The 24,328-nt window shown below is 65.3% G+C and carries 21 protein-coding genes and 1 tRNA gene; 11 read left to right on the top strand and 11 right to left on the bottom strand.

Going from position 1 to position 24,328, the window contains the following annotated elements:
* Positions 1-441 precede the first annotated feature (441 nt).
* Positions 442-1,806 carry an RNA-guided endonuclease InsQ/TnpB family protein gene (locus ABNQ38_RS29515; RefSeq protein WP_377810871.1) on the bottom strand — a complete coding sequence of 455 codons (1,365 nt, stop codon included), beginning with the start codon at positions 1,804-1,806 and terminating at the stop codon, positions 442-444.
* Positions 1,807-2,239: 433 nt separating this feature from the next.
* Between ABNQ38_RS29515 and ABNQ38_RS29510 the strand changes: the two genes are divergently transcribed.
* Both ABNQ38_RS29510 and ABNQ38_RS29505 read left to right on the top strand, forming a co-directional pair.
* Complete coding sequence (locus ABNQ38_RS29510; RefSeq protein WP_377810870.1) at positions 2,240-3,064, top strand: DUF6270 domain-containing protein; 825 nt, start codon at positions 2,240-2,242, stop codon at positions 3,062-3,064.
* 97 nt (positions 3,065-3,161) lie between these two features.
* Positions 3,162-4,673 carry a hypothetical protein gene (locus ABNQ38_RS29505; protein ID WP_377810869.1) on the top strand — a complete coding sequence of 504 codons (1,512 nt, stop codon included), beginning with the start codon at positions 3,162-3,164 and terminating at the stop codon, positions 4,671-4,673.
* A gap of 10 nt (positions 4,674-4,683) precedes the next feature.
* Here the strand turns inward: ABNQ38_RS29505 and ABNQ38_RS29500 are convergent, their stop codons facing one another.
* Together ABNQ38_RS29500 and ABNQ38_RS29495 are read right to left on the bottom strand one after the other, a co-directional pair.
* Positions 4,684-6,735, bottom strand: coding sequence for a sulfotransferase family protein (locus ABNQ38_RS29500; protein ID WP_377810868.1), 2,052 nt, complete (start codon positions 6,733-6,735; stop codon positions 4,684-4,686).
* Positions 6,732-8,879: a hypothetical protein gene (locus ABNQ38_RS29495; RefSeq protein WP_377810867.1), complete on the bottom strand. Its 2,148-nt coding sequence runs from the start codon at positions 8,877-8,879 to the stop codon at positions 6,732-6,734. The genes ABNQ38_RS29500 and ABNQ38_RS29495 overlap by 4 nt, the downstream gene beginning before the upstream one ends.
* A 275-nt stretch (positions 8,880-9,154) precedes the next feature.
* Between ABNQ38_RS29495 and ABNQ38_RS29490 the strand changes: the two genes are divergently transcribed.
* Positions 9,155-9,919: a sulfotransferase family protein gene (locus tag ABNQ38_RS29490; RefSeq protein WP_377810866.1), complete on the top strand. Its 765-nt coding sequence runs from the start codon at positions 9,155-9,157 to the stop codon at positions 9,917-9,919.
* A gap of 145 nt (positions 9,920-10,064) precedes the next feature.
* On the opposite strand, the gene ABNQ38_RS29485 is transcribed toward ABNQ38_RS29490, so the two are convergent.
* Both ABNQ38_RS29485 and ABNQ38_RS29480 read right to left on the bottom strand, forming a co-directional pair.
* The gene (locus ABNQ38_RS29485; protein WP_377810865.1) at positions 10,065-10,265 is read right to left on the bottom strand and encodes a hypothetical protein; all 201 of its coding nucleotides are present in this window, start codon (positions 10,263-10,265) and stop codon (positions 10,065-10,067) included.
* Positions 10,262-10,537 carry a helix-turn-helix domain-containing protein gene (locus tag ABNQ38_RS29480; protein WP_377810864.1) on the bottom strand — a complete coding sequence of 92 codons (276 nt, stop codon included), beginning with the start codon at positions 10,535-10,537 and terminating at the stop codon, positions 10,262-10,264. Before ABNQ38_RS29480 ends, ABNQ38_RS29485 begins: the two co-directional genes overlap by 4 nt.
* Before the next feature lie 87 nt (positions 10,538-10,624).
* Here ABNQ38_RS29480 and ABNQ38_RS29475 point away from each other — a divergent pair, with 87 nt between their 5' ends.
* The 3 genes from ABNQ38_RS29475 to ABNQ38_RS29465 all read left to right on the top strand — a co-directional run bounded on the left by ABNQ38_RS29475 (position 10,625) and on the right by ABNQ38_RS29465 (position 13,786).
* Positions 10,625-11,002, top strand: coding sequence for a hypothetical protein (locus ABNQ38_RS29475; protein ID WP_377810863.1), 378 nt, complete (start codon positions 10,625-10,627; stop codon positions 11,000-11,002).
* Between the two features lie 182 nt (positions 11,003-11,184).
* A complete protein-coding gene (locus ABNQ38_RS29470; RefSeq protein WP_377810862.1) occupies positions 11,185-12,039 on the top strand; it encodes a transporter substrate-binding domain-containing protein in 855 nt (284 codons plus the stop codon).
* A 103-nt stretch (positions 12,040-12,142) separates the two neighbouring features.
* Positions 12,143-13,786 carry a hypothetical protein gene (locus ABNQ38_RS29465; protein ID WP_377810861.1) on the top strand — a complete coding sequence of 548 codons (1,644 nt, stop codon included), beginning with the start codon at positions 12,143-12,145 and terminating at the stop codon, positions 13,784-13,786.
* Here ABNQ38_RS29465 and ABNQ38_RS29460 read toward each other — a convergent pair.
* Positions 13,741-14,997, bottom strand: coding sequence for a hypothetical protein (locus ABNQ38_RS29460; protein ID WP_377810860.1), 1,257 nt, complete (start codon positions 14,995-14,997; stop codon positions 13,741-13,743). The two genes, ABNQ38_RS29465 and ABNQ38_RS29460, sit on opposite strands and share 46 nt — an antisense overlap.
* Before the next feature lie 95 nt (positions 14,998-15,092).
* On the opposite strand from ABNQ38_RS29460, the gene ABNQ38_RS29455 reads away from it, so the two are divergent.
* The 4 genes from ABNQ38_RS29455 (at position 15,093) to ABNQ38_RS29440 (ending at position 20,150) form a co-directional block, all read left to right on the top strand.
* Entirely contained in the window at positions 15,093-15,656 is a 564-nt protein-coding gene (locus ABNQ38_RS29455; RefSeq protein ID WP_377810859.1) for a hypothetical protein, read from the top strand.
* 244 nt (positions 15,657-15,900) lie between these two features.
* Positions 15,901-16,302, top strand: a complete 402-nt coding sequence (locus tag ABNQ38_RS29450; protein ID WP_377810858.1) for a response regulator — start codon at positions 15,901-15,903, stop codon at positions 16,300-16,302.
* A 25-nt stretch (positions 16,303-16,327) separates the two neighbouring features.
* Entirely contained in the window at positions 16,328-17,710 is a 1,383-nt protein-coding gene (locus ABNQ38_RS29445) for a hypothetical protein (protein ID WP_377810857.1), read from the top strand.
* Between the two features lie 76 nt (positions 17,711-17,786).
* Positions 17,787-20,150, top strand: coding sequence for an FIST N-terminal domain-containing protein (locus ABNQ38_RS29440; protein ID WP_377810856.1), 2,364 nt, complete (start codon positions 17,787-17,789; stop codon positions 20,148-20,150).
* On the opposite strand, the gene ABNQ38_RS29435 is transcribed toward ABNQ38_RS29440, so the two are convergent.
* The 5 genes from ABNQ38_RS29435 to erpA form a co-directional block, all read right to left on the bottom strand.
* On the bottom strand, positions 20,142-20,312 hold the full coding sequence (locus ABNQ38_RS29435) for a hypothetical protein (RefSeq protein ID WP_377810855.1): 171 nt from the start codon (positions 20,310-20,312) through the stop codon (positions 20,142-20,144). The genes ABNQ38_RS29440 and ABNQ38_RS29435 overlap by 9 nt on opposite strands.
* A 561-nt stretch (positions 20,313-20,873) precedes the next feature.
* Positions 20,874-20,963, bottom strand: a tRNA-Ser gene (locus tag ABNQ38_RS29430).
* 85 nt (positions 20,964-21,048) lie between these two features.
* The gene (locus tag ABNQ38_RS29425) at positions 21,049-21,621 is read right to left on the bottom strand and encodes a hypothetical protein (RefSeq protein ID WP_377810854.1); all 573 of its coding nucleotides are present in this window, start codon (positions 21,619-21,621) and stop codon (positions 21,049-21,051) included.
* Positions 21,622-21,749: 128 nt separating this feature from the next.
* On the bottom strand, positions 21,750-22,523 hold the full coding sequence (gene xth, locus ABNQ38_RS29420) for an exodeoxyribonuclease III (RefSeq protein ID WP_377810853.1): 774 nt from the start codon (positions 22,521-22,523) through the stop codon (positions 21,750-21,752).
* Positions 22,524-22,559: 36 nt separating this feature from the next.
* Positions 22,560-22,916: an iron-sulfur cluster insertion protein ErpA gene (erpA, locus tag ABNQ38_RS29415; protein ID WP_377810852.1), complete on the bottom strand. Its 357-nt coding sequence runs from the start codon at positions 22,914-22,916 to the stop codon at positions 22,560-22,562.
* A gap of 193 nt (positions 22,917-23,109) precedes the next feature.
* Here erpA and ABNQ38_RS29410 point away from each other — a divergent pair, with 193 nt between their 5' ends.
* Complete coding sequence (locus tag ABNQ38_RS29410) at positions 23,110-24,309, top strand: deoxyguanosinetriphosphate triphosphohydrolase (protein WP_377810851.1); 1,200 nt, start codon at positions 23,110-23,112, stop codon at positions 24,307-24,309.
* The last annotated feature ends 19 nt before the right edge of the window (positions 24,310-24,328 follow it).

Raw genomic sequence — 24,328 nt, 5'->3', positions numbered from 1 at the left:
CGCAGGGGCGTTTTGATCATCGAGCAAATCGGTAGCGTGGACACCGTCGGCAAAGTTCGCACACGTGCGAACTTTGTTTAGGTCACTCGAATGAATCCACAGTGCCTACACCGACTGGTCTGTCCGCCGAGCAGCTGGACTAGTTTCGGTGGTCGAGCGATCCATAGTGGCCGCACCCGCCGGCTGCCGTCCTGCTTGGCGTCGTGGGTTTCGGTCACCGAGCGAATCCACAGTGGCCGCACCTCGGCGCCGACCACCAAGAGTCCCGCTTCAGTTTCGGCCACCGAGCGAAATCGCAGTGACCGCACCGCCGGTCGCCGTTGCGCTCGCATTCGGCCAATTTCGGCTACCGAGCGAACCCACGGTGTCCGCACCTCGACCCGGACGGGGCCTAACCCGCCAGCGGTTTCGGCTACCGAGCGAACCCACGGCGTCCGCACCTTATCCAGGGACAAGGAGTTGATCTGGAACGATCAACCCCTTCGGCCGCATCTGATGTTCGCTCGGCTGCCCGGCCCGCAAGGGGCTAACGCTGGGCTTCGGCGTTGCCGACCGCCTTCGCGGTTCGCTTGGCGCCTTACGACGACCCGAAACGGTCGCCGACGACAGGGACGCCAGCGCTCGGCGCAGAATGTTGCGCGCCGCGTTTACGTCCGCGTTGTCCTCATGTCCGCACCGGATGCAGAGGAACTCAGCCTGGGAGCGGCGGTTCTCGGCATCCACATGCCCGCAGGCAGGGCAGGTGCGGCTGGTGTCTCGGGGATCGACGGCCACCACCATGCCGCCGCGCGCCGTGACCTTGTAGGTGAGCAGCAACCGGAACAGGCCGGGCGATACATCGAGCAGGGATCGGTTCAGCCCGGCCTTGGCCTTCACGTTGCAGCCGGGCTGCTCGACCGTGCCTGCCGCAGATGCCGTCATGTTCCGGACCCGCAGGTCTTCGATGGCTACCAAGCCGTACCGGCTGGCGAGGTCCGTCGTCACCTGATGCAACTGAGCCTTCCGGCGGGCCGCGATACGTCGGGCAATGGCGGCCAGCTTCTCGCGGCGCTTCGCCCGCCGTCGTGATCCGCGCCGACAGCGGGACAATTCCCATTGCAGCCGTCGGCGGCGTTTCTCCAAGTGCAGAGGTGTTCGGTCGACCGGCAGCGCCTCCCCCTCGCTGGTCATCAGCGGCACCACCACGCCGATGTCAATCCCAATCGCTCCGCCGGGGCCTGACTGCAGCGTCAGCGCAATCTCGGCGGCAACGCAGATGAACCAGCGATCCCCTTCCCTGACCACCGTCGCTGACTTGGCTTCACCGCGGACGTGCGTGTGCTTCACCCACTCGATGCGCCCGATCTTCGGCAGCTTCACCGAGTCGCGGCCGAACACGACCAGCATATAGAAGGGGCGGGTATCGGAATTCCGATGCTGGAACACCCGGAACTGGAAGCTCTCGTTCTGGTGCTTTCGCCGCAGGGACGGATAGCGGGCGCGGCCCTCGAAGAAGTTCTTGTACGCCTTGTCGAGGTCGCGCAGCCCCGCCATCAGGATGTCAGCCGGGCAATCGGCCAGCCAGTCGAACTCAGCCCGGGCATGCTTCAGTTCCAGCCCCTGCCGATTGGCATTGAAGCGGCAGTCCCGCCGGTGCCAATCGGTTCCCGCTGGCCGGCCGTACCAAATCCGCTGCTGGAGAGCCGCGTTGTAGACCGCCCGCACAGCCCCGCACCAGGAGCGCATACGAGCATCCTGCTCCGCCGTCGGGTAGAGGCGGAACTTGAACGTGCGCATGACGGTCCTGTTCGGCGAAGCCTCGGCCATGGCTCGTGCACTCCAACGAGCGTGGCGTCCGCCTGCGCATCCCTGCGCGGCGCGGGCAACCTCAAGCGGACAGGGTCGCGCTGGAGGCGGGAGGAGTCGACGGGTGGGGACGGGGTAGCGCTGCTTTCACGCCCGCGGCGGTGTGGTTCTCGATCGATAGAGCTTGCCACTCGATGGCCTGCTGTACCTCAGCGGAGAGGGGAGATGGTAGGAAGGAACACCGTTGCCGCACCTCCGCCGGTGGGTGGGCGAGTAGGGTCAGGGAGGGAAAGCCTCGTCCATCGAAACGTCGACCCTGTGGTATCTGTCGGCTCGACGCCGTCGACAACAATCCACCACAGTCGCGGACCGGCCGGTTATCATGCTCAAACTGGGAGCATCGTCATGATGCAAGCCGACGGGCCATGTAAAGAACGTTAAGAGCGGTTCAGTCATGACAGACATGGGATCACAGTTTCCGCCCTCCCGCATCGCGGTAATCGGCAGTTGCATAACCCTCCAAGTGTTGCGCACGCTCGGCATCGGCCGTGGCCAGATCGTTGTCCATGGGCTGCGAACCTCTTTCGCCGGGTTGATCCCGCCCACCCCCGATTGTCCGGTAATCGATGCGTTGATCCTTACCGGTCGGAGCCTGGAGCCGGCCGTGGAGCGATGGCTGTCGGCCGAATTGTCAAAGTCGATTCCCCAGGCGATTGCCAGGCATCGGCCCGACCTTCTGATTGTCGACCTGATCGAGGAGCGTTTCGACCTGCTCATGCTCGACAGCGGGCTGGTCGTTAACGAAAGCTGGGATCTGGTGTCGAACGGACTGCCGGACCTGCCGGAGTTGGCCTCTGCAAGACGGATCGACCGGTTGTCTGACGAGGCGTGGACGCAGTGGGAGCAGGGAATGCTGCGCTTTCGGCGGTGGATGGACCGGCAGGGACAGAACAGCTGCCGGATCGTGCTTCTGCGCACGTCCTGGGCGGAGGTGCAACGCACGCCCGGCGGGCGGCTGACACCGCTTCCGGATGCGACTGTCATCATGCCGGGCAGGATCGCATCGCGACAGGCCCACAACGAGCGCCTGGAGCGGTGCCACGCGCACTTCCAGGCGCTATTCCCGGAAGCTGTGGTAGTTGAGGCTCCACCCGAGACCCATGTGGCCGATCCGGACCATATTTGGGGGCTCGAGCCGTTCCACTACATTCCTGCTTTCTACGAGGCGGTGGCCCGGCGGTTGGATGAACTCGGAATCAGACCCCGCCCCATGACCTGAGCGGGATCGGCTTAGTCCGTCGGGCCGGTCGCTTGCGACGCCCCGGCCGCTCTGCTACAACGCGCCACCTTCGGACAAGCACCGCAGGGTGGGCGGCATGCAGCGCTACCTGAAATACCCCGACGTCGCCGACGCTTTACATTCGGCGATCTCGGAAAAGCGCCCCTTCTCCCTGATCCGGCTCGGTGACGGTGAGGCCCGGATCATGGGGTATCCGGTCCACACCAACTGGCTGTCCGTTTCCGAGATGATGAAGGTGTGGTTCGGCCATCCATTCTTTCCGGATGCTGCCGTTCAGCAAATCCAGGCCGATCTCAGGATGGCTTGCCTCACCGCTGATATCCTGGGGCTTCCCAACCCGGACACCGTGTCGGATGCCGACCGGTCCGATCCGTTCAAGGCCGCCGCATTCTATGTACGGGAATTCGGATATCTTGCCGATGGCACGATGCTCACCTCCCCCGGCATCCACACCAACTTGGAGCGGGAAGGCCTCTACGACAGGCTGCTCGGTGGATTGGACGAGGTGGTGCTGATCACCTCACGTGATGTCGCCGGCACAGTCGCCGACCGTTTTGGCATCGCTAAGGTCACTCCCTTCCTGATACCGCCGGAGATGCATTACTCCGACCTTCCGCAGGCGGAAAAGTTGGAACAGATTCTGCTCAACCCGCATTTCCCCACCCGATATCTGGAGGTCGGCGCCTTCATCAGCGACCATGTCCGGCGTCGGCCGGGCGTGCCCGTCCTGATCGGCGCGGGAATTCTCGGTAAGGTTTATTGCTGCTGGGCCAAATCCGTCGGCGCGGTCGCTATCGATATCGGGTCGGTATTCGATCTCTGGGCCGGATTGCGGACGCGAGCCAACCCGCTTTTCCGCTCCGGAAGATTGGTGCAGGACGCCACCGGCCGCCCGCCTTGGCTGGTCGATACGGAAAGCGACGGCAGCTCGAGCCCGCCGCCAGACGTCCCGATGCGGGAGGTCTGCGGAACCGTCGACAAGGGGCGCTCCGTCCTAGTCTTCGACGGCATTGTCGATCAGTCCCGCTTGGCCAAGCCCCTGCAACTGCGGTGCAGCGTCGGTGGCGTGCTGATCGGTGCCCATCTGACCGGTGATCCCATCGATGTCGCCCGTGTTGATCCTCCCGACGCCGGGGCTGCCTTGCCCGCGCAGTGTCGATTTCGCGCGGCTTTTGCGATCGACGACGGGACGATGGACGTTCATGGCGTGATGCTGGAGACGCTGGATCGGGAAGGCGATTGGATGACGGTGGACGTTGTCGGACCGAACCCGGCCTTCTCCTCCCTCATCTGCGTCCGACACCGGCTGGTGCGCTTTACCGTTCCATCGTGCAGCATGCCGGGGCAAGGTCCATTGCACGTCGTACTCCGCCTGCCCAGCCGCATCCCGGCCGGCTATCGCGATGATGAAGCCTTGAGTCCACTGCCGCTGGAAGATGCTGACGCCTCAGCCGACTGCGCAATGCAGATCCGTCTCGGCATCGATCGATACCTCTTGCGCGACGGACGGGCAGGGCTGCTGCTGCCGGCATCGACCGCGGAAGGCGCGTTGCTGGAATTCCAAGACACCACGCCGGCTGACCGGTAATCGCTTAGCCTCAACGCGAGCGGCTGAGGGGATGGGGGGCGCGCTCCTGCAGCAGGCGCAGAACCCGGTCGCGCTGCTCGGTCATCGCCCGCAGTTGCTCGTCGGTCTGTCGCCACATGTCCAGCCGCTCCTGCGATTTGGCGGTCAGCCTTTCCGCCCTTGCCCGCAACGCCTCGCGCTCTTGGTCGAGCAGCAGCGTGCGATAGGTCCGGATTTGGCGGAAGAGACGCTCACGGCATCCATCGATCTCCGCCATGAGGGACTTTCGGCCATCGTCCTCGCACAGAGCCGTCAGGAGACCATGCAGGTGCCCGACGTCGAACAGACCGTCGTCGCCGACTCCGCTACGCGACCCGGCCGAGCGAACCCGGTCGGCATGAATGGCGTCCTGCTCCAGATCGACCGTGAGGTCATCCAACTCGCCGTCAGGCAGTTGGGCCTGGATGGTGGCGAGCACGGCCTCGTCGCCCCCGGCGACCATCGTGTCGAACTCCAGCCACACTCGCGGACGCCCGCGTGTCTGCTGCTCCGCCTCCAGGTTGTGCAGCGCCCAGAGCAGTTGGCTGTGCTCGGCGGACAGTCCGTCGCGACGCGCCAGCGACCGAGCCACCGACCAGGGGTCGCGAACAACGTGCAGATAACTGATGCGCGCCGGCAGGGCTTCCAGACGCGGAATCCAGAAGGACAGCGTGCGGCAAAGGCGAGGATCCTTCAGGAACCAGAGGCGCCGGTCGCGGCCCAGATCCGAGAGGAAGGCCTGCGCCCGCTTCGAGAGCGATCCGTCGGCAGCCTGGCTGTTTTCGGGCGCGGCCATGTCGATCGTGTCCCAGCTGCCGCCGGCTGCGGCAAGCAGTTGCTCGTTGATGGTGACGAACTCCTCGTGCTCCCAGTAGCCGTCGGGATTGCCATCGTCGGCGCCGATGAAGCGGTCGCCTTGGCAGACCCCGCGCTTGCCGAACCAGCCGGCCAGCGCCGAGGTGCCGCTGCGGTGCATGCCCAGAACCACGAAGCCGACGGCACCGGTCTTCAGGATTTCCGGCCGCTCCCGGGCCAGCCAATCGAAGAAGCAGCTCCCCTTCGTTCGCAAGGGCGTCGGAAATGCCGTTGCCAGCGACGGATCGTTGCGGAAGAGGAGACGAACCTCCCGCGAGACCGGCACGCCGTTGTCGAAACGGCCATAGGCCCACCAGTCGCGCGGGATGTTAGGGCCAGCAGGAGCGGCGATGGCCCGCTTGTACCAGTGCCAGAGTTCGTGGACGTGAATGTTGCCGTCCGCATAGCGTTCGGTCATCACGTCGCCGACGGAATTGATCTTGGTGAAGTGATAGAACTTCAGCGGGCTGCCGTTGACGAGAATGCCGCCGTCGTGCCCGATCTCAATTTGCCGCCGGCTGAGATTCCAACTTGCGACGTTGCATCCCGGGTCACGCAGGATGCGCACACCGTCGAAGAAGGCCGGCACCAGATCGCACCATTTCTGGTCCGTGAAAATCCCGTTGTCCGGGTCGTCGTAGCAGGCGAGGTGCAGCATATCCGCCCACCAGTCGGCGAAGCGGCGCCCCTCCGCAACGTTGCGTACCGCGATGAAACCGAGATTGTAGGTCCCGTATTTCAGCGATCCCAGTTCGTTGTCGGCGATGACGGGCAGCGTGTCGTTCGGGTCGATCTGGTGCGGTGTCAGCAGGATCGCCCCGTCGTCGGGCCGGCCGAGCGTCTCATCGAGTGACGAGAACACCGCGATGTCCGGGTCGAGATAGACCACCGTCTCGCAGCCGAGCCGAAGCATCTCCGCCAGCATGCGCCCCTTCACCGCGGTACAGGCCTCCACGACGTCGTGGCCGAAGATCCAGCTGTCGAAGTGCGGGATACCGAGATCGCGCGCAAAGACCACCTTGTCGAAGCCGGCATGCGCCTCCGTCGCCGACACGCCGTCCGGCAACTCATCGACGATCAGCGCCCACATGGTCCAATCCGGATGCACGCGGCGCAGCGTCTGCGCCAGCACGCGCGCCCGCGACAGGTAGCTGTAGGTGAAGCTGGTGAAACAATGCACGCCGGTCATGTCCTGGCCTCCGTCCGTTCGACGAGCGCCGCCGTCGCTCCGCAATGGTCGAGCGTGCCCGCCGGGATCCCCACCTGCAGGCGGTCGCGCACATACTCCACCGCCGCGAAGCTGGTGAAGAACTCCAGAAGGTCGCTTTCATTGCGGAAAACATGGCCACGCCCCAGCCGGGACACCGTCGCGGCAACGTTGCCGCCGGTTTCCAGCGCCACCACATCGGCTCCCGCAGCCAACGCCTCGTGGGTCACGAAGGAAAATGTTTCCGGCCAGACGGACGGGACCAGGACCAGATCGATGGCATGGGCCGCCAGGGACTCCGCCATGCCGTGGCGGTCGGTGGCGGTGACGGTCACTGCGACCTCCGCCACGCCCGGAAGACCGCGGTGCAGTCCGGGTGCGGCGAAATGGTAGAACCGGTAGCTGAAGCTGCCGCGCAATGCGTCGACCAGATCCTCAAGCAGGCCCCAGCCCTTGTGGAAGGTCGGGCTTCCGACGAAAGCTACACGCACGGGATTTCCGGGCAGGCCGACGGTGGAGCCATCGCCGGCCGAAAGCCGCAATCCGCTCTCGACGAACCGGCAATGCTCCAGCACCTCGGTCGACAGCGCCGGCAGCCACGTCCCATGGCGCCACAGGTCCAGAGCGCTGCGCGACGGTGCCACCACATGGAAGCGGATTTCGGTGAACAGCCGCTCCATGCTGCGGAGATGGCGGCTCCGCTCCCCGCCGTGGATGCAGATGGCGCAGGCAGTGCTGTCGGGCGGCGGCGCCCCACAGAAGGAAACATCGTTCCGCAGCAGGGTGTGATTGGCACAGAGGGAGGAAAAATCATGCACCCAGAACCAGTTGCGGGATGATTTCACCGCGCGCTGCAGCGCGACCAGCCCGTCTACCCGGTGGCCTAGCGCGCAGTGGACCGTAAACAGGCGGTCGAGAGCGCGGCCATCGAAGCACTTTGCGAGAGACCAGGCGAGGTCGTCGTGGTTCGATGTCCCGACATGGACGCCGTCGACCACCACTTCCAACAGATCCGCGCCCGGACCCTGCGGGTCGATCAACAGCACCGGAAGGCCGGGCGAAATGTGGATGTAGATGTAATCCTGTACGTTGAAGCGCTTCTGCTCGTCCGAGATGACGATCTGGGTGCCGCCGAAGGACCGGATGTAGCAGTCGTGGCTGACGGAGAGGACGACGCCCCGGCGTCCACGCCGCTGAGCGCCGGGACGGATGCACGATCGCTCGGTCAGCGCTTCGGCAAGCCGCTCGCGGTGCAGGCGTGTCACGGCGTTCGGAACGGTGGCTTCGCGCCGCGTCGGCACCGGCGGAAGGCTCCGCAGGATGGCACGCCGGTGCCCGTCATGCGGCTTGGCACGGCGGCCCTCGGCCATTCCGGCGACGACGTAGTGCCAGAAGGGGTTGATCCCGGCTCCCGTAACGTCCGGGTTCGCCGCTGCATAGTAGAGGGTGTCGAAAGCGGAACTGGGATTCCGTCCCTCGCGCCAACCGATCCGGCAGAAATGATGCAAAAGGGCGGAATCCGATGTCCCGGAGCCGAGTGTCGCAAGATCGGGATAGGTGGCCCGGTAGTAGGCGGGGTCGAAGTACGGAGCGACCGCCGCGGTGACCTCGTCGACTGGCAACTCACCCTGGGCGTTATCGCGATCGTCCGGCTGCGCCATCGGCACCGTCTGACCGGACCATGGAGCCGCCATTGCCATGGCATGTCCGAAAGCCAGCGCGCGCGCGAACGGCAATCCCATCGAACGGAAATGCCCAACGGCCCGGCTCAGCGCTTCTTCCGAAAAGGCGGTGGGCGACAACGCAGCCGTCGAGGATCCGTCGATTTGAATCTCGACCTTTTCGGTCCAGCCATCGCTATGCACGACCTGCATTTCTGCCCACCCTGCCGCAATTTCCTCCCGCAAAAGTGGTAGAATCGTGCAAACGAAGGGTGTAAACGGGTGATTCTTGATCGAAAGAGATGCTGCGTGTATGTGGTTGAACTGTCTCAGGCTCGTTTTGAGAGACAGCTCTTCTACGAAAAGTGCACCTGCGCCATTTGAGACAAAAACTGTGAGCAGCCAGCCGGCATCATCGGTAAAGCACGTCGTAACGATGGATTTTTTGTCTCTGCTTCTTGGCATTTAGAGGAAAGATTCGTAAAAAGGATTTTGGAGACGACTGCATAAACCAGCGAGTGACTGCATTATCATGCGTTCGAACAACACGGCAAGCGTTCTCTACCCATTAAACGCGCCCGGGCAATTCCAGTGATGATCGGACGTACCTGCGGGCCAGTTTCCTGCGGTCAGCAGCGCCCACTGCCGCAGGAAACGTGAGGTCGCCACCCTGTTTGACAGGACAGACGCCCTTTCTATACCGTTGGCCGAATGGCGAAACATGAGTGGGATTGTGGAGCATGCGGCCGGATTTCATTGGAATTGGGGCGCAAAAGTCCGGGACGACCTGGATTTACGAAACTTTGTCTTCTCATCCGGACATCCGTTTCCCTGCCGGAAAGGAAATCCACTTTTGGGACGCTCGCCGGGACATGGGCGTCAACTGGTGGCTAAGCCTGTTCCGCCCCGCCGCTGAAGTTCCCAATGCACATGCGATCAGCATCCGCACCGGTGAGATAACGCCCGCATACGCGATCATTTCCGTCGATGCGATTCGCGAGCTTTACAGCCTGTGTCCAGACCTTCGTCTCTTCTATGTGCTGCGCAATCCCATTGAGCGGGCGTGGTCCGCCGCGCGCATGGCTGTGCTTCGCGCGGAAATGACGGTGGACGAAGCCTCTGAACAATGGTTCCTCGACCATTTCCGCTCAGCCGGCTCGAGGCGCCGTGGGGCTTATGCGGAGGCGATTCTGCGTTGGCGGTCCATATTTCCGGCAGAGCAGCTGATGATCGGGCTCTTCGAGGAAATGGTGGCCGAACCAAGAGCGTTCCTATCGCAACTGTGCAAACATATTGGCGTCGACGGGCGCTTTTACGATGCGATACCGGATGAGACCTTGCGTCGGCCTGTGTTTCAGGGGCCTTCCGCTCCACTGCCTTCCCGGCTTCGCCACGCGCTTGTGGATCAGTACGGTGATTCGGTAACGGCGTTGGGTCGGCTGCTGGAAACCGACTTGTCACACTGGCTGACCGAGTCCCCGATTGATGAACCAAACCTAACATAGGGAAGATTTGGCCAGCCTCATCGCTGCGCCTGTACGCCCATGAGCCAGTAGCCCTGCCCGAATACGATCAGGATAGCGGCACTGATATCTGAATGCGTGCGGAATGGCGACTTTCAATCGACAGCTGATTGGTCATGGGGCACCATCATCCCTTGCCCGGCTTCCGCTTCGTCCGACCGCCGGCCGCCTCCCCCTCCTTGCGCTGAATGAACAACCGCCCGGCCTGCATCGCTGCGGCCCGGCTGATATAGCTGCCGCACTCGAACCGCTGACCATCGAACACCACGGCGAGGGTGAACTTCTGCGAGCCGACTTCGTCGACGATGATCGAGGAGGAGGCCTTCATTCGCCGGCACCGCTGGACGCCGGCTTTGCCGGGTTCTCGCGCCACCGGACGCCAGCGCCTCCGCCGTTCGCAGCTATGAACTGAATGCCTGCACCTTCCAACGCGGCACGGATATCCGCCAGCGTTCGGGCGTAGGGTGTCCTGGCTCCCCGCTCGAAATCAGCCAAGGTCTGCTTTGCCACCTTTGCACGCTCGGCCAAATCAGCCTGAGACCAGTTCAGGAGCGCGCGGGCGGCACGGCATTGATCCGGGAAGATCGCATTTTCTGGCATAAGGTCAATATTTCTCATTGACGTTAAGGCGCGGTAAGGCCAATATTTTTGCATAAGGTTGGTCTATACGCAACGAGGCTATCTGTCATGATCTGCCGAGCCAAGCTGTTCCGCCTCGCATGGTCCACCGCCCGCAGCATGTCGCTGTTCAACAAGACCAGCCCGCGCCGGGAGTTCGCCTATGCACTGAAGCTCGCCTGGAAGGAGATGAAGAAGCGCGCCGGTCTGGAGTCGATGTACGCCCGCCAGACGGCCGAGAAGGTCGCCGCCGACCGGGCGGCGCTGCTGGAGGCTCGCGCCCGTGCCCAGCCGGATTGGGACGCCCAAGACGCCGCCGCCATCGCCAAGGCCAACAACGGGCTGAGCCGCCAACTCAACGCCGCCGCGGCTCGTGCCGAGCGTCGCTTTGGCTGCAAGATGTACGGTGGCGGCTACGGTTCGGTGAAGTACACCGCCTGCCATTGACCGGCCACCGGCCGAGCGCAGCGCCTTGAGTCGCAGAATTGCACACAGCCACTCCGTTCCCGCGCCGCCGCGTCCCGCTTAGCCTCGCCTAATCCAGGGCCACCAGTCCTCGCTATCCACCCCCACCACCTCGCAACGCGCCGTCCGGCGCGAACGCCCCCGCCTTGCCTGGAGGATCCCGCATGAGCCGCCTTGCCCTGTTCGCCACCGCCACGGCGTTCGCCGCCACCATCGCCACCATCGCCGCCGGGGCTGCCTCCCTCGCCAACCAGCCGCCAGAGCCGGTACCGGTGCTGCACATCGCCACCGAGGGCGCCTTCGCCCCGTGGAACGCCACCGCCGCCGACGGCAAGCTGGTTGGGTTCGAGATCGACTTGGCCAACGACCTGTGCCGCCGGATGCGGGTCCGCTGCGCCATCGTCGCCCAGGACTGGAGCGGCATCCTGCCCGGCCTGCAGCAGGGCCGGTATGACGCCGTGATGGCGGGTGTCAGCATCAGCGCCGAGCGGGCCGAGGTGCTGGACTTTAGTCGCGCCTATGCCGCCGACCCGGCGGTGTTCGCGGTGCGGCCGGGTTCGACGCTGGCCGCCTCCATGCCCGACCTGGACCGCGCCGACCTTTCCACAGAGGCCGGCCAGCGCATTGCCAGCAGCGCGGCCCGCGCCCTGGACGGGAAGGTGATCGCCGTGCAGGCCTCGACCATCCACGCCCACATCCTCGAGACGCTGCTCCCCCGCGTCTGGCTGCGCTTCTACGAGACGGTGGACGCCGCGGCCCTGGACCTTGCCGCCGGCCGCGTCGACGCGATGCTGACCGCCCGGACGTCGGTGGAGGCCCTGCGTGCCGCTGGCGGGCACCTGATCCCGGCCGGCCCTGCCTTCAGCGGCGGCCCGTTGGGCGGAGGCGTGGCTGTTGCCGTAAGGAAGGGCGACCAGATGTCCGCCCGCTTCACCCAGGCCATCGCCAGCGCCACCGAGGACGGCACCACCGCGCGCCTGTCCGGCCGCTGGTTCGGTGCCGACCTGTCGACCCGCTGACCGCCAGAACGACGAACGCCCGGCCGCGGGAACGGTCGGGCGCCCACCGAAGGCACTGCAGACGCGGCGCCATCCGTTGACCCCCATGGAACCGAAATAAACCATGACGATCAAACCCGAACATACCCCGACCGAAGCCGAATGCAACACCGCCCCTTTCCGCGCCTCGCTGCTGGCGACGACCACCATTCCCGCACTCGGGATGACCTTCCGGGAGGCCGCGGACCAGACACGCGCCCTGCTGGAGGCGCACCCCGCCATTCCGGAAGAGGATGAAGCGACGCAGGATGCCAGCGGGAAAGCATGGGAGCGCCTGCATGGTGCCATCTTGGCCGCCCCCGCCGAGACCTTCGCCGACTTCCTCGCCAAGGCCGAGCGGATGGCATGCCCGCACATCGGCGCCCGTACCTTCCTCCTGAAGGAGGCGGAAAGGAGCGCCCTGGAGCAGGACATCGAGCGCCTGCGCCAGCAGATCGCCACCAACGCCGGCACTGACGCCGAGATCCTTGCCGCCTTCGCGCGGTGGAAGCAAGCCGTGACGGAGCTTGTTGGGCGGACGGGGGGCCTCGACGACGACGCCTTTGCCAGCAAGAGCGAAGAGGTGGACGCCGCCGCCCTGGAGGTGATCGAGCCCGCGCCCGCGACCATGGAGGGGCTGGCTGCCCAGGTCTACACCATGTTCCACCTGGAGCATTGCGGGACGATGGAGAACCCGACGGACATTGCACTTAACCCGCCCTTCGATCCGGACGACCCGCACACCCTGGCAATCCACACCATCGTCAATCGCGTAAAACAGCTGGGATGCTCCGGCATCCCGACCCCAGAGGCGGGCGAATCCTTGGGCTCCCTTTACGCGCGCTGGGAGGAAGCCCGCGCCCGGTATCTTGCCGACGGCGACAAGACGGACGAGGAGCTGGAGGCCCTGGAGAACGGGCTCGACCAGATCGAAGATCGGCTGGAGTCGGAGCCGGTGCGGTGCGCCGCCGACGCCGTCGCGAAGCTGGGCTATTTCCTGGCTGCGTCGAATGCGATGCTTGAGAGCGGACAGACGCCCAACCTCAACCCGCAGCTTTCGGCCCCGCTGGACCGCGTTCTTGCTGCCGTTGAGGACGGCGCCCCGGCAATGCCCGAGACCATGCGGGCGCCGATCCAGGCTCTGGCGGCCGGACTGCGACAGTTGATGCAGCGCCGGGTGATGCTGGCGATGGAGGCCGGGCACGCGGCCGACGCCTACCAGCTCCCCAAGGAAGTGTCTCGGGCCATGCAAGCCGTGTGTGTGCGCAACGCGGCGGAGAGCGCAGCAGCCGAAGCTCGGGGCTCCAATCATGTGGAAGAGGTGGGGAATGAGATTGCCGGCATCTTCCGCGGGCTGGATTCGGCAAACCGCAAAGTCTTCCTGTCGCTGACGCGCTTCATGTCCGTTTCGGCCCATCTGCATGACGCCATGCTCGGCTTCGCTCGCGAGCACGGAATGGCCCGGCATTACCGCGCCTGGCTGGAGGGGCATCTCGCCGACATCCCGGCCGAACAGGATGGCGCCAACGACCAGCGCCAGGACGCCGACGCCTTCGCCGACACAGTCGCCGCCTTCGAGGCCGAGGCGCCCGCCACGCTGGCCCTGCCGCTGGAGCCGACCGGCCGCATGGTCGATGCCGGCGCCAGAGCCGCCGGCATTACCCCGGCGCAGTTCCAGGCGGCCTACGCCGCCGCGGTGGAGGCCCTGAAGCTGGAGCGGGCGGCGTGACCATCCTGATCTTCCCCACCCAGGACCGGGGCGCTCAGCGCCCCGCCGTCCGGCCGGAGACCACCATCGTCCGGCTGACGCTGGCCGAGGCGACGGACTGGCAGCGCACCATCGTGGCGGAGTGCAGGCGCCAGCGCATGCTGACCCCGTCCTTGCCCGCCTTCCTGAAGCGCGCCGGCCTGATGGATCGCTGCACCTTCCTGTCCAGCACCGGCTCGGCTGAGCCGCTGTGCTTCCGGCATCTGGGAGTGCCGACCCTGTCGGTTCTGGGGCGCGCCTGGGGCCGGGCCGTCATCAACCAGCCCGACGAAGCGGATCCCCATGTCGAGTTCGCGCACAGCATCGGGGCGCAGTATGCCGAGAGCATCGGCGCCGGCGAGGCGGTCTTCAATCGGGTGACCGTCTCGGGTGTCGGCCGGCCCTTCGTCTACACCCACGCGCTCTATGGGTGGGAGAGCCAGGGGCGCCGCGCGGTCCTGTCTGCCGTCGACGTCCAGACGCTGCATTGAACGCGCCCGCGCCGCCTCTTGCAGGTCGAGCAGCACCGCCGGCCGGCTCCAGCGCATGAAATGGAGCGGCAGCCGCCCAACGCCCGCCTGCTGGTAGAGCACCGCGGGCAGGGGCTCCAACAGCGCCCGGCCGGCGCAGCGGCGCGCCCACACCGGCACCGTCTCCGGATCGACCAGCCCGACCACCCAGCGCGGCGACCAACGGTCCAGCGCCACCAGACGCGCCACGGCGCCCAGCAGGTGGAACAGCCCGCGCCCGCGCCAGTCCGGCCGGTTCCAGCCGGCGACGATCCAGGCCACCGCCCCGCGCGTCTCATGCGCCGCCGGCGAGGCGCAGAACCCGAACTCCCCCACCGGAGCAGCACCAGGATCATGGAACGCCGTCAGGTCCCCGACCCGCGCGCCGAAGCTGGCCGCCGAGCAGTCGAGCAGCACCACGCCATGGGTGGCGACGAACTCGCCGTCGGCATCGACCGCGGCCACCCAGAAGGACGGCGCTGCCGCCGGCCGGGGCAGGAGTGGGAACCAGTTGCCGCGGTGTCGGGCGTTCAGCTCCGCCAGCACCTCCCATTCCTCGATCAGCACCAGCGTGACGCCGGACGCCAGCCCGACCGCGCACAGGGCGTCACGCGCCGCGCGCAGCGCCGGCCCGTGCGGGCTCCCTTGCAGGGGCATCGTTTCCACCAACCACCGTTCGGCCATGCCTGTCCCTCGCTCTCGAAGCATTCGGATGCGAAGGACTTCCACCACACCGGGCGCTGCTCCGTCCCACGGTCCCACGATGGGATGCGGTTCCCATGACCGTCAGCCCCACATGGCGCCGGTGGAGCGCGGTGCGGATCGAGTTGGCCGAGCTGCTGGCCGAGCAGGAACGGCAGCGCCGCCGTTCGCCCATCCCGGCGGTGCTGGTTGGACGACGTCACTACACCGAGGCTACCCAGCTGGAGACGATCCCGGCGCCAGGCTGGACCGCCATCAGCGACGAAGCCGCCAAGCGGTTCCGGATGATGATCGCCGCCAAGGTCGGGCAGTTAAACGGCCCCCGGTCAGCACCAGGAGCGCCCAACGCCGCGGCATGGCGAATCCGCCGGCTGGAGCAGGAAGCGCGGCGCCTTGCCGCTGAGATCCAGGCCCGGCCCGTCGCTGGCACCGCCGACGTTCTGGCGAGGCTCGATGTCATCGCCGCCATGTGGGGGCCGGACGGCACAATCAGCGAGCAAAGTGCGCCGCTTGGCGAGGTGCTGGCGCTGCTGGACGAGATCGCCCGGGCCGCACCAGGGTTCCAGCCAACATGGAGGCGTTGCCGACGGGCAATGCTGATGGGGGAATGCGAGCCGGCGCAGCGGAGAACCTGCCGATAGCTGACCTTGGGACCCGGTTGGCCGGAAAGAGCCTCACGGCCAGTGGGATGCCATGGGCATCGACGACGTGGCCTGCTGGTTATGAGTCCAGACCCCATGATCATATCCAATATACTTGGCGTAAGCATTACCAGATGGTGCCACGACCTTCGGCAGTGCCCCAGTTCGCACGTTAACGCTCTGGCAATGGCCTCCCGCGCATTCTTTTGTGGTGTACGACTGCAAGCCCACGCGGATGGGAGGCATGATGCCGACAGTGCTCGTGATCGATGACGAGGACATGGTCCGCCTTGTTCTGCGCCAGTTTCTGGAGCGCCAATCGATGACCGTCATTGAGGCGGAGGATGGCGAAGACGGCTTACGTCAGTTGCGGGCCAGTGCCGTCGATCTGGTCATCTGCGACTTGATCATGCCGCGGGCGGACGGAATCGGCACGATTATGCACATCCGTCGCTCGATGCCGGCCATGAAGATCATCGCGATCTCCGGTGGCGGACGCAGCCATGCCATGGAACTGCTGAAGGTCGCCGAACAGATGGGCGCTGACCATGTCCTCGGTAAACCCTTCACTCGGGATCAACTGCTGGCCGTGGTCTCCAGTTGCCTGCCCAACTATCCCATCGCCCATCCCGTCCGTCCCAGGTGACGTTGACTCTGATAAGGATCCGGTCATGCGCGGACTGTCATTGGGAGAAAAGCTTCGGAACTGGTTCGTCGAGGAGGAACCCGTCGCAACCGCCCCTTCGCCGCGGAGCGGATCGGCAAACGATGCGGACATCGAGCGGATGAGGGCCTTGGAAAGTCGGCTGAAAGCGCTGCTGGCCCAGCCGCAACTGCTCTCCGCCGGCCGTATCCATATGCTGAACCTCGACACCTTGCGTGCAAGCCTCGGTCCCGCTTGGGATGAGTTGCGCGACCGCGTTCACAGCTCTGCGGATCGCATCATCACCCGCCACATTGCCGACAAGGACGTCCAGTTTCGCAACGGCGACGGCGAATACATCATCGTCTTTGCAACGCTGAGCCGGCCAGCCGCATCGCTCGTCTGCGCCAAGATCGCCGAGGAACTGTACCGGCTTTTCCTCGGCGACCCCAAACTCGCCGACATCACCGTTTCCACGGCCGTTGGCGTGATCGATGGAAAGTTGATGTTTGAACATGCCTCCGTCGCGGACCTTCTTTCGGCAGTCGGGAAGACGATAGAGACGGACGGCTCCGCGAAACGGGCGGCACCCTCGACAGCAACCCCTGCGGCATCTGCCGCGGCCGGTGCGGAGGAGCCGCGCAAGCTGAAGCTATCGCAGTTGGAAATGGCGCAGATCGGCATCATGTACCGCCCGCTGTGGGATGTCGGCCGGCAGGTGATTTCCACCTACATGTGCACGCCGGTCCGCCGCTTTCCCGATGGAACCTCTATCGAAGGGATGCTGGCGCTATCGGCGATCAGCGAACCGCAGCAATTGGCCAAGGTCGACCTCGAAACCTTGGCCGATACGGTCGAAATTCTGGACGAACTGTTCCGCAACAAGTTCCGGCTGATGGTGTCGGTGCCCGTCTGTTTCGAGACGCTGGCGGCACGCCGGACCCGCCAGGATTATCTCGCGATCTGCCAATCGGTGCCGGACTATCTGCGCCCCTTCCTGGTCTTCGAATTCCTGCGCTTTCCCGCCGGTGTGCCCAATGGCCGGATGAGTGAGCTGGTCAACGAGGTGCGGCCATTCTGCCGCTGGACATTCCTGCGCGTGGAATGCCGCCAGCAGAGCTTCGCGAGCCTGTCAGGAACCGGCTTGACCGGCCTCACCACCATGATCGCCTCCGACCGCGGTACCGAGGCCAGGATCATGGAGGATATGAACAGCTTCGTCGCAGCTGCGGAGCGGGCGAATCTGAAGACCTGCATCGTCGGCATCACATCGACCAGCCTCGCGGTCGCGGCACGGGCGGCCGGGGCTACGCTGATCGCCGGCGACCGGATCGGCCGCGCCGGGGAAATCCCCCAGCATATGCTGCGCTTCGGCTGGCAGGACCTGTTCCTGCGGGAGGCCGTGCGCTGACCGGCGGCGGGCCGTTCCGCCGGCCGGCCGGACCCTGATCATTCCGTGGTGAGCTCTCGTCGCAGGAGGTTGCACCATGCCAAGTGCCATCGGACGTTCGAATGCGTTCGTACGCATCCTTTCCATTGACGCCGCCGGTCTCGACGACGTTCCGAGGTTGCTTGCCTTCGACGACGGTCCGCCGGCTTTCGTCCTCGGCTTCATATCGCCGGAGCTTCCCTTTGCGGAGATCGCGGAGGGCCTGCGCTCAGCCGTCGATCCGCAAAGCAGGCTGGTGCTGGTGTCGACGGCGGGAGAGCTGTGTTCGGGGGTGCCCGGAGGGCTCTACCATCCCGGAGAGCGGCAGGACGGCATCGTTCTTCAGGCCTTCAGCCGCTCCCTGTTCGCCGATGTGAGCATCCACAGCGTTCCCCTGCACAGCGAAGACATCCGGAAGGGGCACATCCGCCACTCCCATGAGCAGCGCATCGACGCGATCCGCCAGTCGCTTGAGGCGGTGGATCCGGCATTCCTGCTCGATTGCCACGACACAGTGGCGCTGCTGTTCATCGACGGGTTGTCCGCCAGCGAGAGCTTCCTGATGGAGGCGATCTATGCGTCCGGCCGTTTCCCGGTGCTGTTCGTCGGCGGCTCCGCCGGAGGAGCCCTGGATTTTCGGCAGACATGGGTTCATGACGGCGACCGGGTGTTGGACAACCATGCGGTCATCGCCTTCGTGCGAATGGCTCCAGGCAAACGCTACGGGGTCTTCAAGTCACAGAATTTCCGCAAGGCGGGACCATCCTTTACAATCCTGGACTGCGACCCGATCCGGAGGACGGTGACGAGCGTCATCGATCCCGACAGCCTGGAGGTCACCGGCTTTATCGAGGCGCTGTGCCGGAGCCTCCGGTGCCATGCCGACGAGCTTGATCGCCTGCTGGTCTCCCATACCTTTGCCGTCGAACTGGACAGCGGGCTCTTCGTGCGCTCGGTGGCGGGGATCGACCATGCGGAGGGACGGGTTTCCTTCTTCTGCGACGTCAACGCCGGTGACGAGCTGTTCCTGCTCGAGGCCACCGATTTCATCGAGCAGACGAGGAGCGACTTCGCCGCCTTTCTCCGCGACAAGCCCGAACCGATCGGCGGGCTTCTCAACGATTGCGTCCTGCGGCGGATCAACAATGGTCCGAACCTGGCGAGACTGACCGTCTTCGACGACCTTCCCGTGGCCGGCTTTTCGACCTTCGGTGAAATCCTGGGCATCAACGTCAACCAGACACTCTCCGCGCTCTTTTTCTTCGCCGACGATGGGGATGGAGACCTGCCGGTTCGCAACGGCTTCCGTGACGACTACGTTGCCCGCTTTCCAATCCACTACGGGCATTTTCAGAATTATTTCCATCGCGCCCGGGACACCCGGCTGCGCATGCTGAACCGCTTGCGACAGACACTGCTCCACGATCTGGTCGGCCGCAGCGATGCCCCCGTCACGCTCTATGGACGCTTCAAGCAGATTGGCGCCTATACCGAGCAGATCGTCACGCAAGCCTCCAATCCGCTCAATTCCGCGGTCGACGACCTGCTTGAGGCCGTGAGGCAGGTGACCGGGGAACGGGAAGCAGTGACCGAGGTGCTGAGTCTGCGGGAGGCAGAACTGCGGCTTGCCGAAGAACGCCGCAACTCGGCCGAAACCCGCATGGAACTGGAGGCCCAACTGCGGGAGGCCCAGAAGCTGGAGGCGCTGGGCTGCCTAGCGGGCGGTCTGGCGCATGAGATCAACAATATGCTGCAACCGATCATCGGTTTGACGGAACTGGTCATGGAGGATGTGCCGCCGGATGGCCAAGCACAGAAAAACTTGGCCAGGGTGATCGAGGCCGCGCAGCGCGCCAAGCGCATCACCCAACAGGTGCTGGCCTTCAGCCACTCCGATCCGGCGGGAGCCGGTCCGCTGCAGTTGGGATCGGCACTGCGCAGCATAGTCGAGATGGTCGATGTGCTCATTCCCCGGAACGTCGAACTCGTCTGGCGGATCGCCGCATTGCCCCTCCTTGTTCGCGCTGATGAGACGCAGATGGCGCAGGTGCTGATAAACCTGATCCGGAACGCAACCGATGCGATTGGGACATCGGAAGGAGAGATAGAGGTCACGCTGGACGCGGTGCAGCTTGATGAGGCGACGGAGGGGGCTTGGCCACATCCGGCCGGTCGTTATGCCGCGCTGAGCGTCCGCGACAGCGGGTGCGGAATGGACGCGGCAACGTTGGCACGTATTTTCGATCCATTCTTCACCACCAAGGCGGTGGGCCATGGCACAGGGCTGGGGCTGCCGGTGGTGCATGGCATCATCACCAGTTGGGGGGGCAATATCTTCGCCGACAGTGGGTTGGGGCGGGGAACCACGATGCACATCCTGATCCCGACTACTTTGGCGGAGCCTGCCGAAGCGTCATCCTGAACCGGACAGCAGTTCGGATGCTGCTGCCGGTAAACCTAGCATGCCCAGGGTCAGGGCGTGCAGAGCGTCGTCGGTGATGTCGGCGAAACCGGGATCCTTGATGTAACGGGCGCGGTAGATTGCCCGCACCGCGGCTTCGTTCAGGGCGGCGATGTCGACCACAATGACCGGGCATGCGAGCCAAGTGGTCAGGACCTCCAGCCAATGCCGCCGTTCGTCGGATCGCCTCGGTGGGTACCGCGCGGGGTCTGCTAACAGTTTGCGTTATTGCGCCTACATCCCCGATCACGTCAAAAGCCATTGCCAGCACACCGCGGAAGCAGGCCGAAGCCGCCGCTGTGGGGCGCTGCGGTGCGCGCTGCCGATGCGCGGCCGGAGTGCGGTTGATGTGCGGCGGTGCCGCTGCGGTTTGGCGGCGGACGTGCAGTCGAATCGAAGCCCACCATGGCATTCCTGCGTGTCGCCGGCGCGTCTCTAGGGGTAGCCTGACGTCCTGGCTTCTACGGCAGGAACACCGCGATAATCGCTTTGAAGTGGCTGTTGAGTGGCTGTGATATCGTTGGTTTGCAGGCGTGCGCTTGGCTCCGCCAGAAAGCCCGAATCAGCCGTGACGGTTCGCTGGAGATCGTGCCCAACCGAAACTGAATGTGGGGAAAAATGTGGGGAAGGAAAAAGGGGGCGGGGCTGATTTCATAGCAAAATCAACGCCATAGCCTAAAGCCCTGGCGGATGGGGTGGGATTCGAACCCACGGTAGGCTTGCACCTACGCCAGTTTTCAAGACTGGAGCCTTAAACCACTCGGCCACCCATCCTCCGGCCCACGGGAGTAGCGAATGCGTCGCGGTGGGTCAAGTGTCGCGCACAAACTGCTGCGATTTGCCCGCTACCGGCAGCCCCTCAGTTGCGGATCGGGCGGCCCAGCGTGCGCAGGCGGCGGGTCGGCTTCGGTGGACTGGGGCTGTCGGAGAAGTCGGGCAGGGCGGGGGCGCGGGCTATCGTCTTGCGGATCAGCTCGGCCGTGGCGTCCAGATCGTCGAGAATCTCCGGTGCTACGCGGTCGGCATAGCGGGGGCCCAGCAGGCGGGTGCGGGTCTGGTCGATGCTGCGCAGTTCGGGCTCGAACAGCTCGCGGGCGCCGATGGGCAGGACTTGGTCCTCGCGCATGCTTGAGAAGTAATTGCGCATCGTGCGGGCCAGCATGCGGGTCAGCAGAAGGTCCATCCGCTCGAACTCGGCGCGCAGGTCGGTCAGGCGCGACTCGTCCACGCCCTGCAGGTGCTCCTCGGTCAAGGTGAACAGGGCGCGGATTTCCTCCACCTTGCGGCGGAAGTCGAGGAAGGAGGCGAATCGGTCGTCGCCCATGTCACGCTGGGCCCGCTCGGCAAGCTGGGAGGCTTCTGTCGCCTGACGCTCCAACGCCGCCAGCAGAGACTTCACCCGCTCCCGACCGATATCGCGCCCCCACGCCATGCCCGCTCCGCACTCCCCAATGATCGCGCCGGCCCGGCTTTCGACCGGGCGGCGCGGTCATCGTAGAAGCGAAACTTTTAACAAAATGCTTTTATCACAGGCTTTATACACCTATGGCACTGGGCCGGTCAGGCGTCGCGCAGTTCCAGGATGACGGGAGTGTGGTCGGACGCCTTTTCCAGTCCGCGCGGGCCGCGGTCGATGGTGCAGCTGGCCAGGCGGTCGGCGGCCTGCGGCGACAGCAGGAAATGGTCAATGCGCAGGCCGTTGTCGCGCGGCCAGCTGCCGGCCTGATAATCCCAGAAGGTATAAGCGCGGTCGTCGTCATGCAGGGCGCGGTAGGCCTCGGTCAGGCCGAGATTCAGCAGGGTGCGGAACTTTGCCTTCGACTCCGGCCGGAACAGCGCGTCGCCGGCAAAGGCCTGCGGCGAGTAGACGTCGCGCGCCTCGGGGATAATGTTGTAGTCGCCGCCCAGCACCACCGGGATTTCCTGCGCCAGCAGCTTGCTGGCGTGGTCGTTCAGCCGGTCCATCCAGCGCAGCTTGTAGGCGAACTTCTCGCCCGGCACCGGGTTGCCGTTGGGCAGGTAGAGCGAGGCGATGCGCACGCCGGACACCGTGGCCTCGACATAGCGGGCCTGCTCGTCCTCCGGCTCGCCCGGCAGGCGAGTCAGCACGTCCTCCGCCGGGGCCTTCGACAGCAGGGCGACGCCGTTGTAGGCCTTCTGCCCGACGGCGTTGACGTGGTAGCCGAGCTCCTCGAAGGCCGCGGTGGGGAAGGCGGCGGTCTCGCATTTGATTTCCTGGAAGAGCACGACGTCCGGGGACGCCGTGCGCAGCCAGTCGGTGATCAGCGGAAGGCGGGCCTTCGCCGAGTTGACGTTCCAAGTGGCGATCTTCACGAAAAAGGCCTGCCTTCTTTTCTTGGTCTTCTGGTCTCAGACCGCGAAGGAGTTGCCGCAGCCGCAGGACGCGGTGGCGTTCGGATTCTTGATCTGGAAGGCGGCGCCCATCAGGTCCTCGACATAATCCAGCGTCGCGCCGGCCAGCAGGTCGAGCGAGGCGTCGTCAGTGACCACCTTTGTGCCGTCCTTCTCGAAGACATGATCCTCGCCGGTCGCGGTCTCGTCGAAGGTGAAGCCGTACTGGAAGCCGGAGCAGCCGCCGCCGGACACGGTCAGGCGCAGCATCAGGTTGGGATTGCCCTCCTGCTCAATCAGGAAGGCGACACGCCTGGCGGCGCTTTCGCTGACGCCGAGGATGCGGGTTTCGGTGGGGAGTGCGGTGTCGGGCATGGGATGGCCCCTCTGGTGCGGTGCGGGAGTTGGGCACAAATGTAAGGGGGATCGGGGGCTTCGTCAAAGTATGGGCACGGTTGCGCCAAACCGTTGCGCATCTGGCACGCTCCACCGCCGGCGGGCCCCGGGGCCCGGGCATAGCACGCCTTCGCCGTTGCACCTGCGTTTCCCCGCCGGTAGTGTCCGCCCCATGACGGCAGACTGTTCACACGATCGGCTGGCTCCCTATGGCTGCAACCCGGCGGACACGCGCGGGCGGCTGGTGGCGGAGCCGGAAAGCCCGACGCGCTCGTGCTTCCAGCGCGACCGCGACCGTATCGTGCATTCCGGGGCCTTCCGCCGGCTGAAGCACAAGACACAGGTCTTCGTCTATCACGAGGGCGATTATTACCGCACCCGGCTGACCCACAGCCTGGAGGTGGCGCAGATCGCCCGTTCGATCAGCCGCACGCTGGGCCTGAACGAGGATCTGGCGGAGGCGGTGGCGCTGGCCCACGACCTCGGCCACACCCCCTTCGGCCATGCCGGTGAAGAGGCGCTGAACGCCTGCATGGAGCCGTTCGGCGGCTTCGCCCACAACGACCAGACGCTGCGCATCCTGACGCGGCTGGAACGGCGCTATGCCGAGTTCGACGGGCTGAACCTGACCTGGGAAGCGCTGGAGGGGGTGGTCAAGCACAATGGCCCGCTGCTGCCGATGCGTCCCGGCCACCGGCTGCCGACCACCATCGCCGCCTTCCAGGGCGACTGGGATCTGGAGCTGCATACCAATCCGGGGGCCGAGGCCCAGGTGGCGGCGCTGGCCGACGACATCGCCTACAACAACCACGACATCGACGACGGGCTGCGCGCCGGCCTGTTCACGGTGGACGAGGTGGCGGAGCTGCCGCTGGTCGGCCCGCTGGTGCGCGAGGTCTGCGACCGTTATCCGGGGCTGGAGCGCTCGCGCCTGATCCATGAGACGGTGCGACGGATGATCAACGCCATGGTCGTCGATCTGGTGACGGAGACGCGGCGGCGGCTGGCGGAGCACAGGCCGGGCAACGCGGCCGAGCTGCGCGCCCTGCCGCTGGCGATGGTCAGCTTCTCCGACGGGATGCTGGAGGCGCAGCGGCCCTTGCGCGCCTTCCTGCGCCAGCGCATGTACCGGCACTATCGCGTGAACCGCGAGATGAGCAAGTGCAAGCGGGTGGTACGCGCCCTGTTCCAGCTGTTCATGGACGAGCCCAACACCCTGCCGACAGAATGGCAGCGCGATATCGCCAAATATGGGGGCGACGCCGATCTTGCGGTGCGCGCCCGTCATGTGGCCGACTACATCGCCGGCATGACCGACCGCTACGCGCTGGCCGAACATGACCGGCTCTTTGATCTGCATGTGAAGACCTGAGCCGTCAGGCTCCTGTGAC

Source organism: Azospirillum sp. A29, assembly GCF_042604625.1.
In the GTDB taxonomy this organism is placed as follows: Bacteria; Pseudomonadota; Alphaproteobacteria; order Azospirillales; family Azospirillaceae; genus Azospirillum; species Azospirillum palustre.
This window is presented reverse-complemented; position numbering and strand designations above follow the sequence as displayed.

What these genes read in the sequence shown, in the direction of transcription:
- ABNQ38_RS29480 (WP_377810864.1), bottom strand. Translation starts at nt 10,537, where the DNA reads ATGCCAGAAAATGCGATCTTCCCGGATCAATGCCGTGCCGCCCGCGCG.
- ABNQ38_RS29470 (WP_377810862.1), top strand. Translation starts at nt 11,185, where the DNA reads ATGAGCCGCCTTGCCCTGTTCGCCACCGCCACGGCGTTCGCCGCCACC.
- ABNQ38_RS29425 (WP_377810854.1), bottom strand. Translation starts at nt 21,621, where the DNA reads ATGGCGTGGGGGCGCGATATCGGTCGGGAGCGGGTGAAGTCTCTGCTG.
- ABNQ38_RS29490 (WP_377810866.1), top strand. Translation starts at nt 9,155, where the DNA reads ATGCGGCCGGATTTCATTGGAATTGGGGCGCAAAAGTCCGGGACGACC.
- ABNQ38_RS29445 (WP_377810857.1), top strand. Translation starts at nt 16,328, where the DNA reads ATGCGCGGACTGTCATTGGGAGAAAAGCTTCGGAACTGGTTCGTCGAG.
- ABNQ38_RS29495 (WP_377810867.1), bottom strand. Translation starts at nt 8,879, where the DNA reads ATGCCAAGAAGCAGAGACAAAAAATCCATCGTTACGACGTGCTTTACC.
- ABNQ38_RS29475 (WP_377810863.1), top strand. Translation starts at nt 10,625, where the DNA reads ATGATCTGCCGAGCCAAGCTGTTCCGCCTCGCATGGTCCACCGCCCGC.
- ABNQ38_RS29440 (WP_377810856.1), top strand. Translation starts at nt 17,787, where the DNA reads ATGCCAAGTGCCATCGGACGTTCGAATGCGTTCGTACGCATCCTTTCC.
- ABNQ38_RS29485 (WP_377810865.1), bottom strand. Translation starts at nt 10,265, where the DNA reads ATGAAGGCCTCCTCCTCGATCATCGTCGACGAAGTCGGCTCGCAGAAG.
- ABNQ38_RS29465 (WP_377810861.1), top strand. Translation starts at nt 12,143, where the DNA reads ATGACGATCAAACCCGAACATACCCCGACCGAAGCCGAATGCAACACC.
- ABNQ38_RS29460 (WP_377810860.1), bottom strand. Translation starts at nt 14,997, where the DNA reads ATGGCCGAACGGTGGTTGGTGGAAACGATGCCCCTGCAAGGGAGCCCG.
- ABNQ38_RS29450 (WP_377810858.1), top strand. Translation starts at nt 15,901, where the DNA reads ATGATGCCGACAGTGCTCGTGATCGATGACGAGGACATGGTCCGCCTT.
- ABNQ38_RS29410 (WP_377810851.1), top strand. Translation starts at nt 23,110, where the DNA reads ATGACGGCAGACTGTTCACACGATCGGCTGGCTCCCTATGGCTGCAAC.
- ABNQ38_RS29505 (WP_377810869.1), top strand. Translation starts at nt 3,162, where the DNA reads ATGCAGCGCTACCTGAAATACCCCGACGTCGCCGACGCTTTACATTCG.
- ABNQ38_RS29510 (WP_377810870.1), top strand. Translation starts at nt 2,240, where the DNA reads ATGACAGACATGGGATCACAGTTTCCGCCCTCCCGCATCGCGGTAATC.
- ABNQ38_RS29515 (WP_377810871.1), bottom strand. Translation starts at nt 1,806, where the DNA reads ATGGCCGAGGCTTCGCCGAACAGGACCGTCATGCGCACGTTCAAGTTC.
- erpA (WP_377810852.1), bottom strand. Translation starts at nt 22,916, where the DNA reads ATGCCCGACACCGCACTCCCCACCGAAACCCGCATCCTCGGCGTCAGC.
- ABNQ38_RS29455 (WP_377810859.1), top strand. Translation starts at nt 15,093, where the DNA reads ATGACCGTCAGCCCCACATGGCGCCGGTGGAGCGCGGTGCGGATCGAG.
- ABNQ38_RS29500 (WP_377810868.1), bottom strand. Translation starts at nt 6,735, where the DNA reads ATGACCGGCGTGCATTGTTTCACCAGCTTCACCTACAGCTACCTGTCG.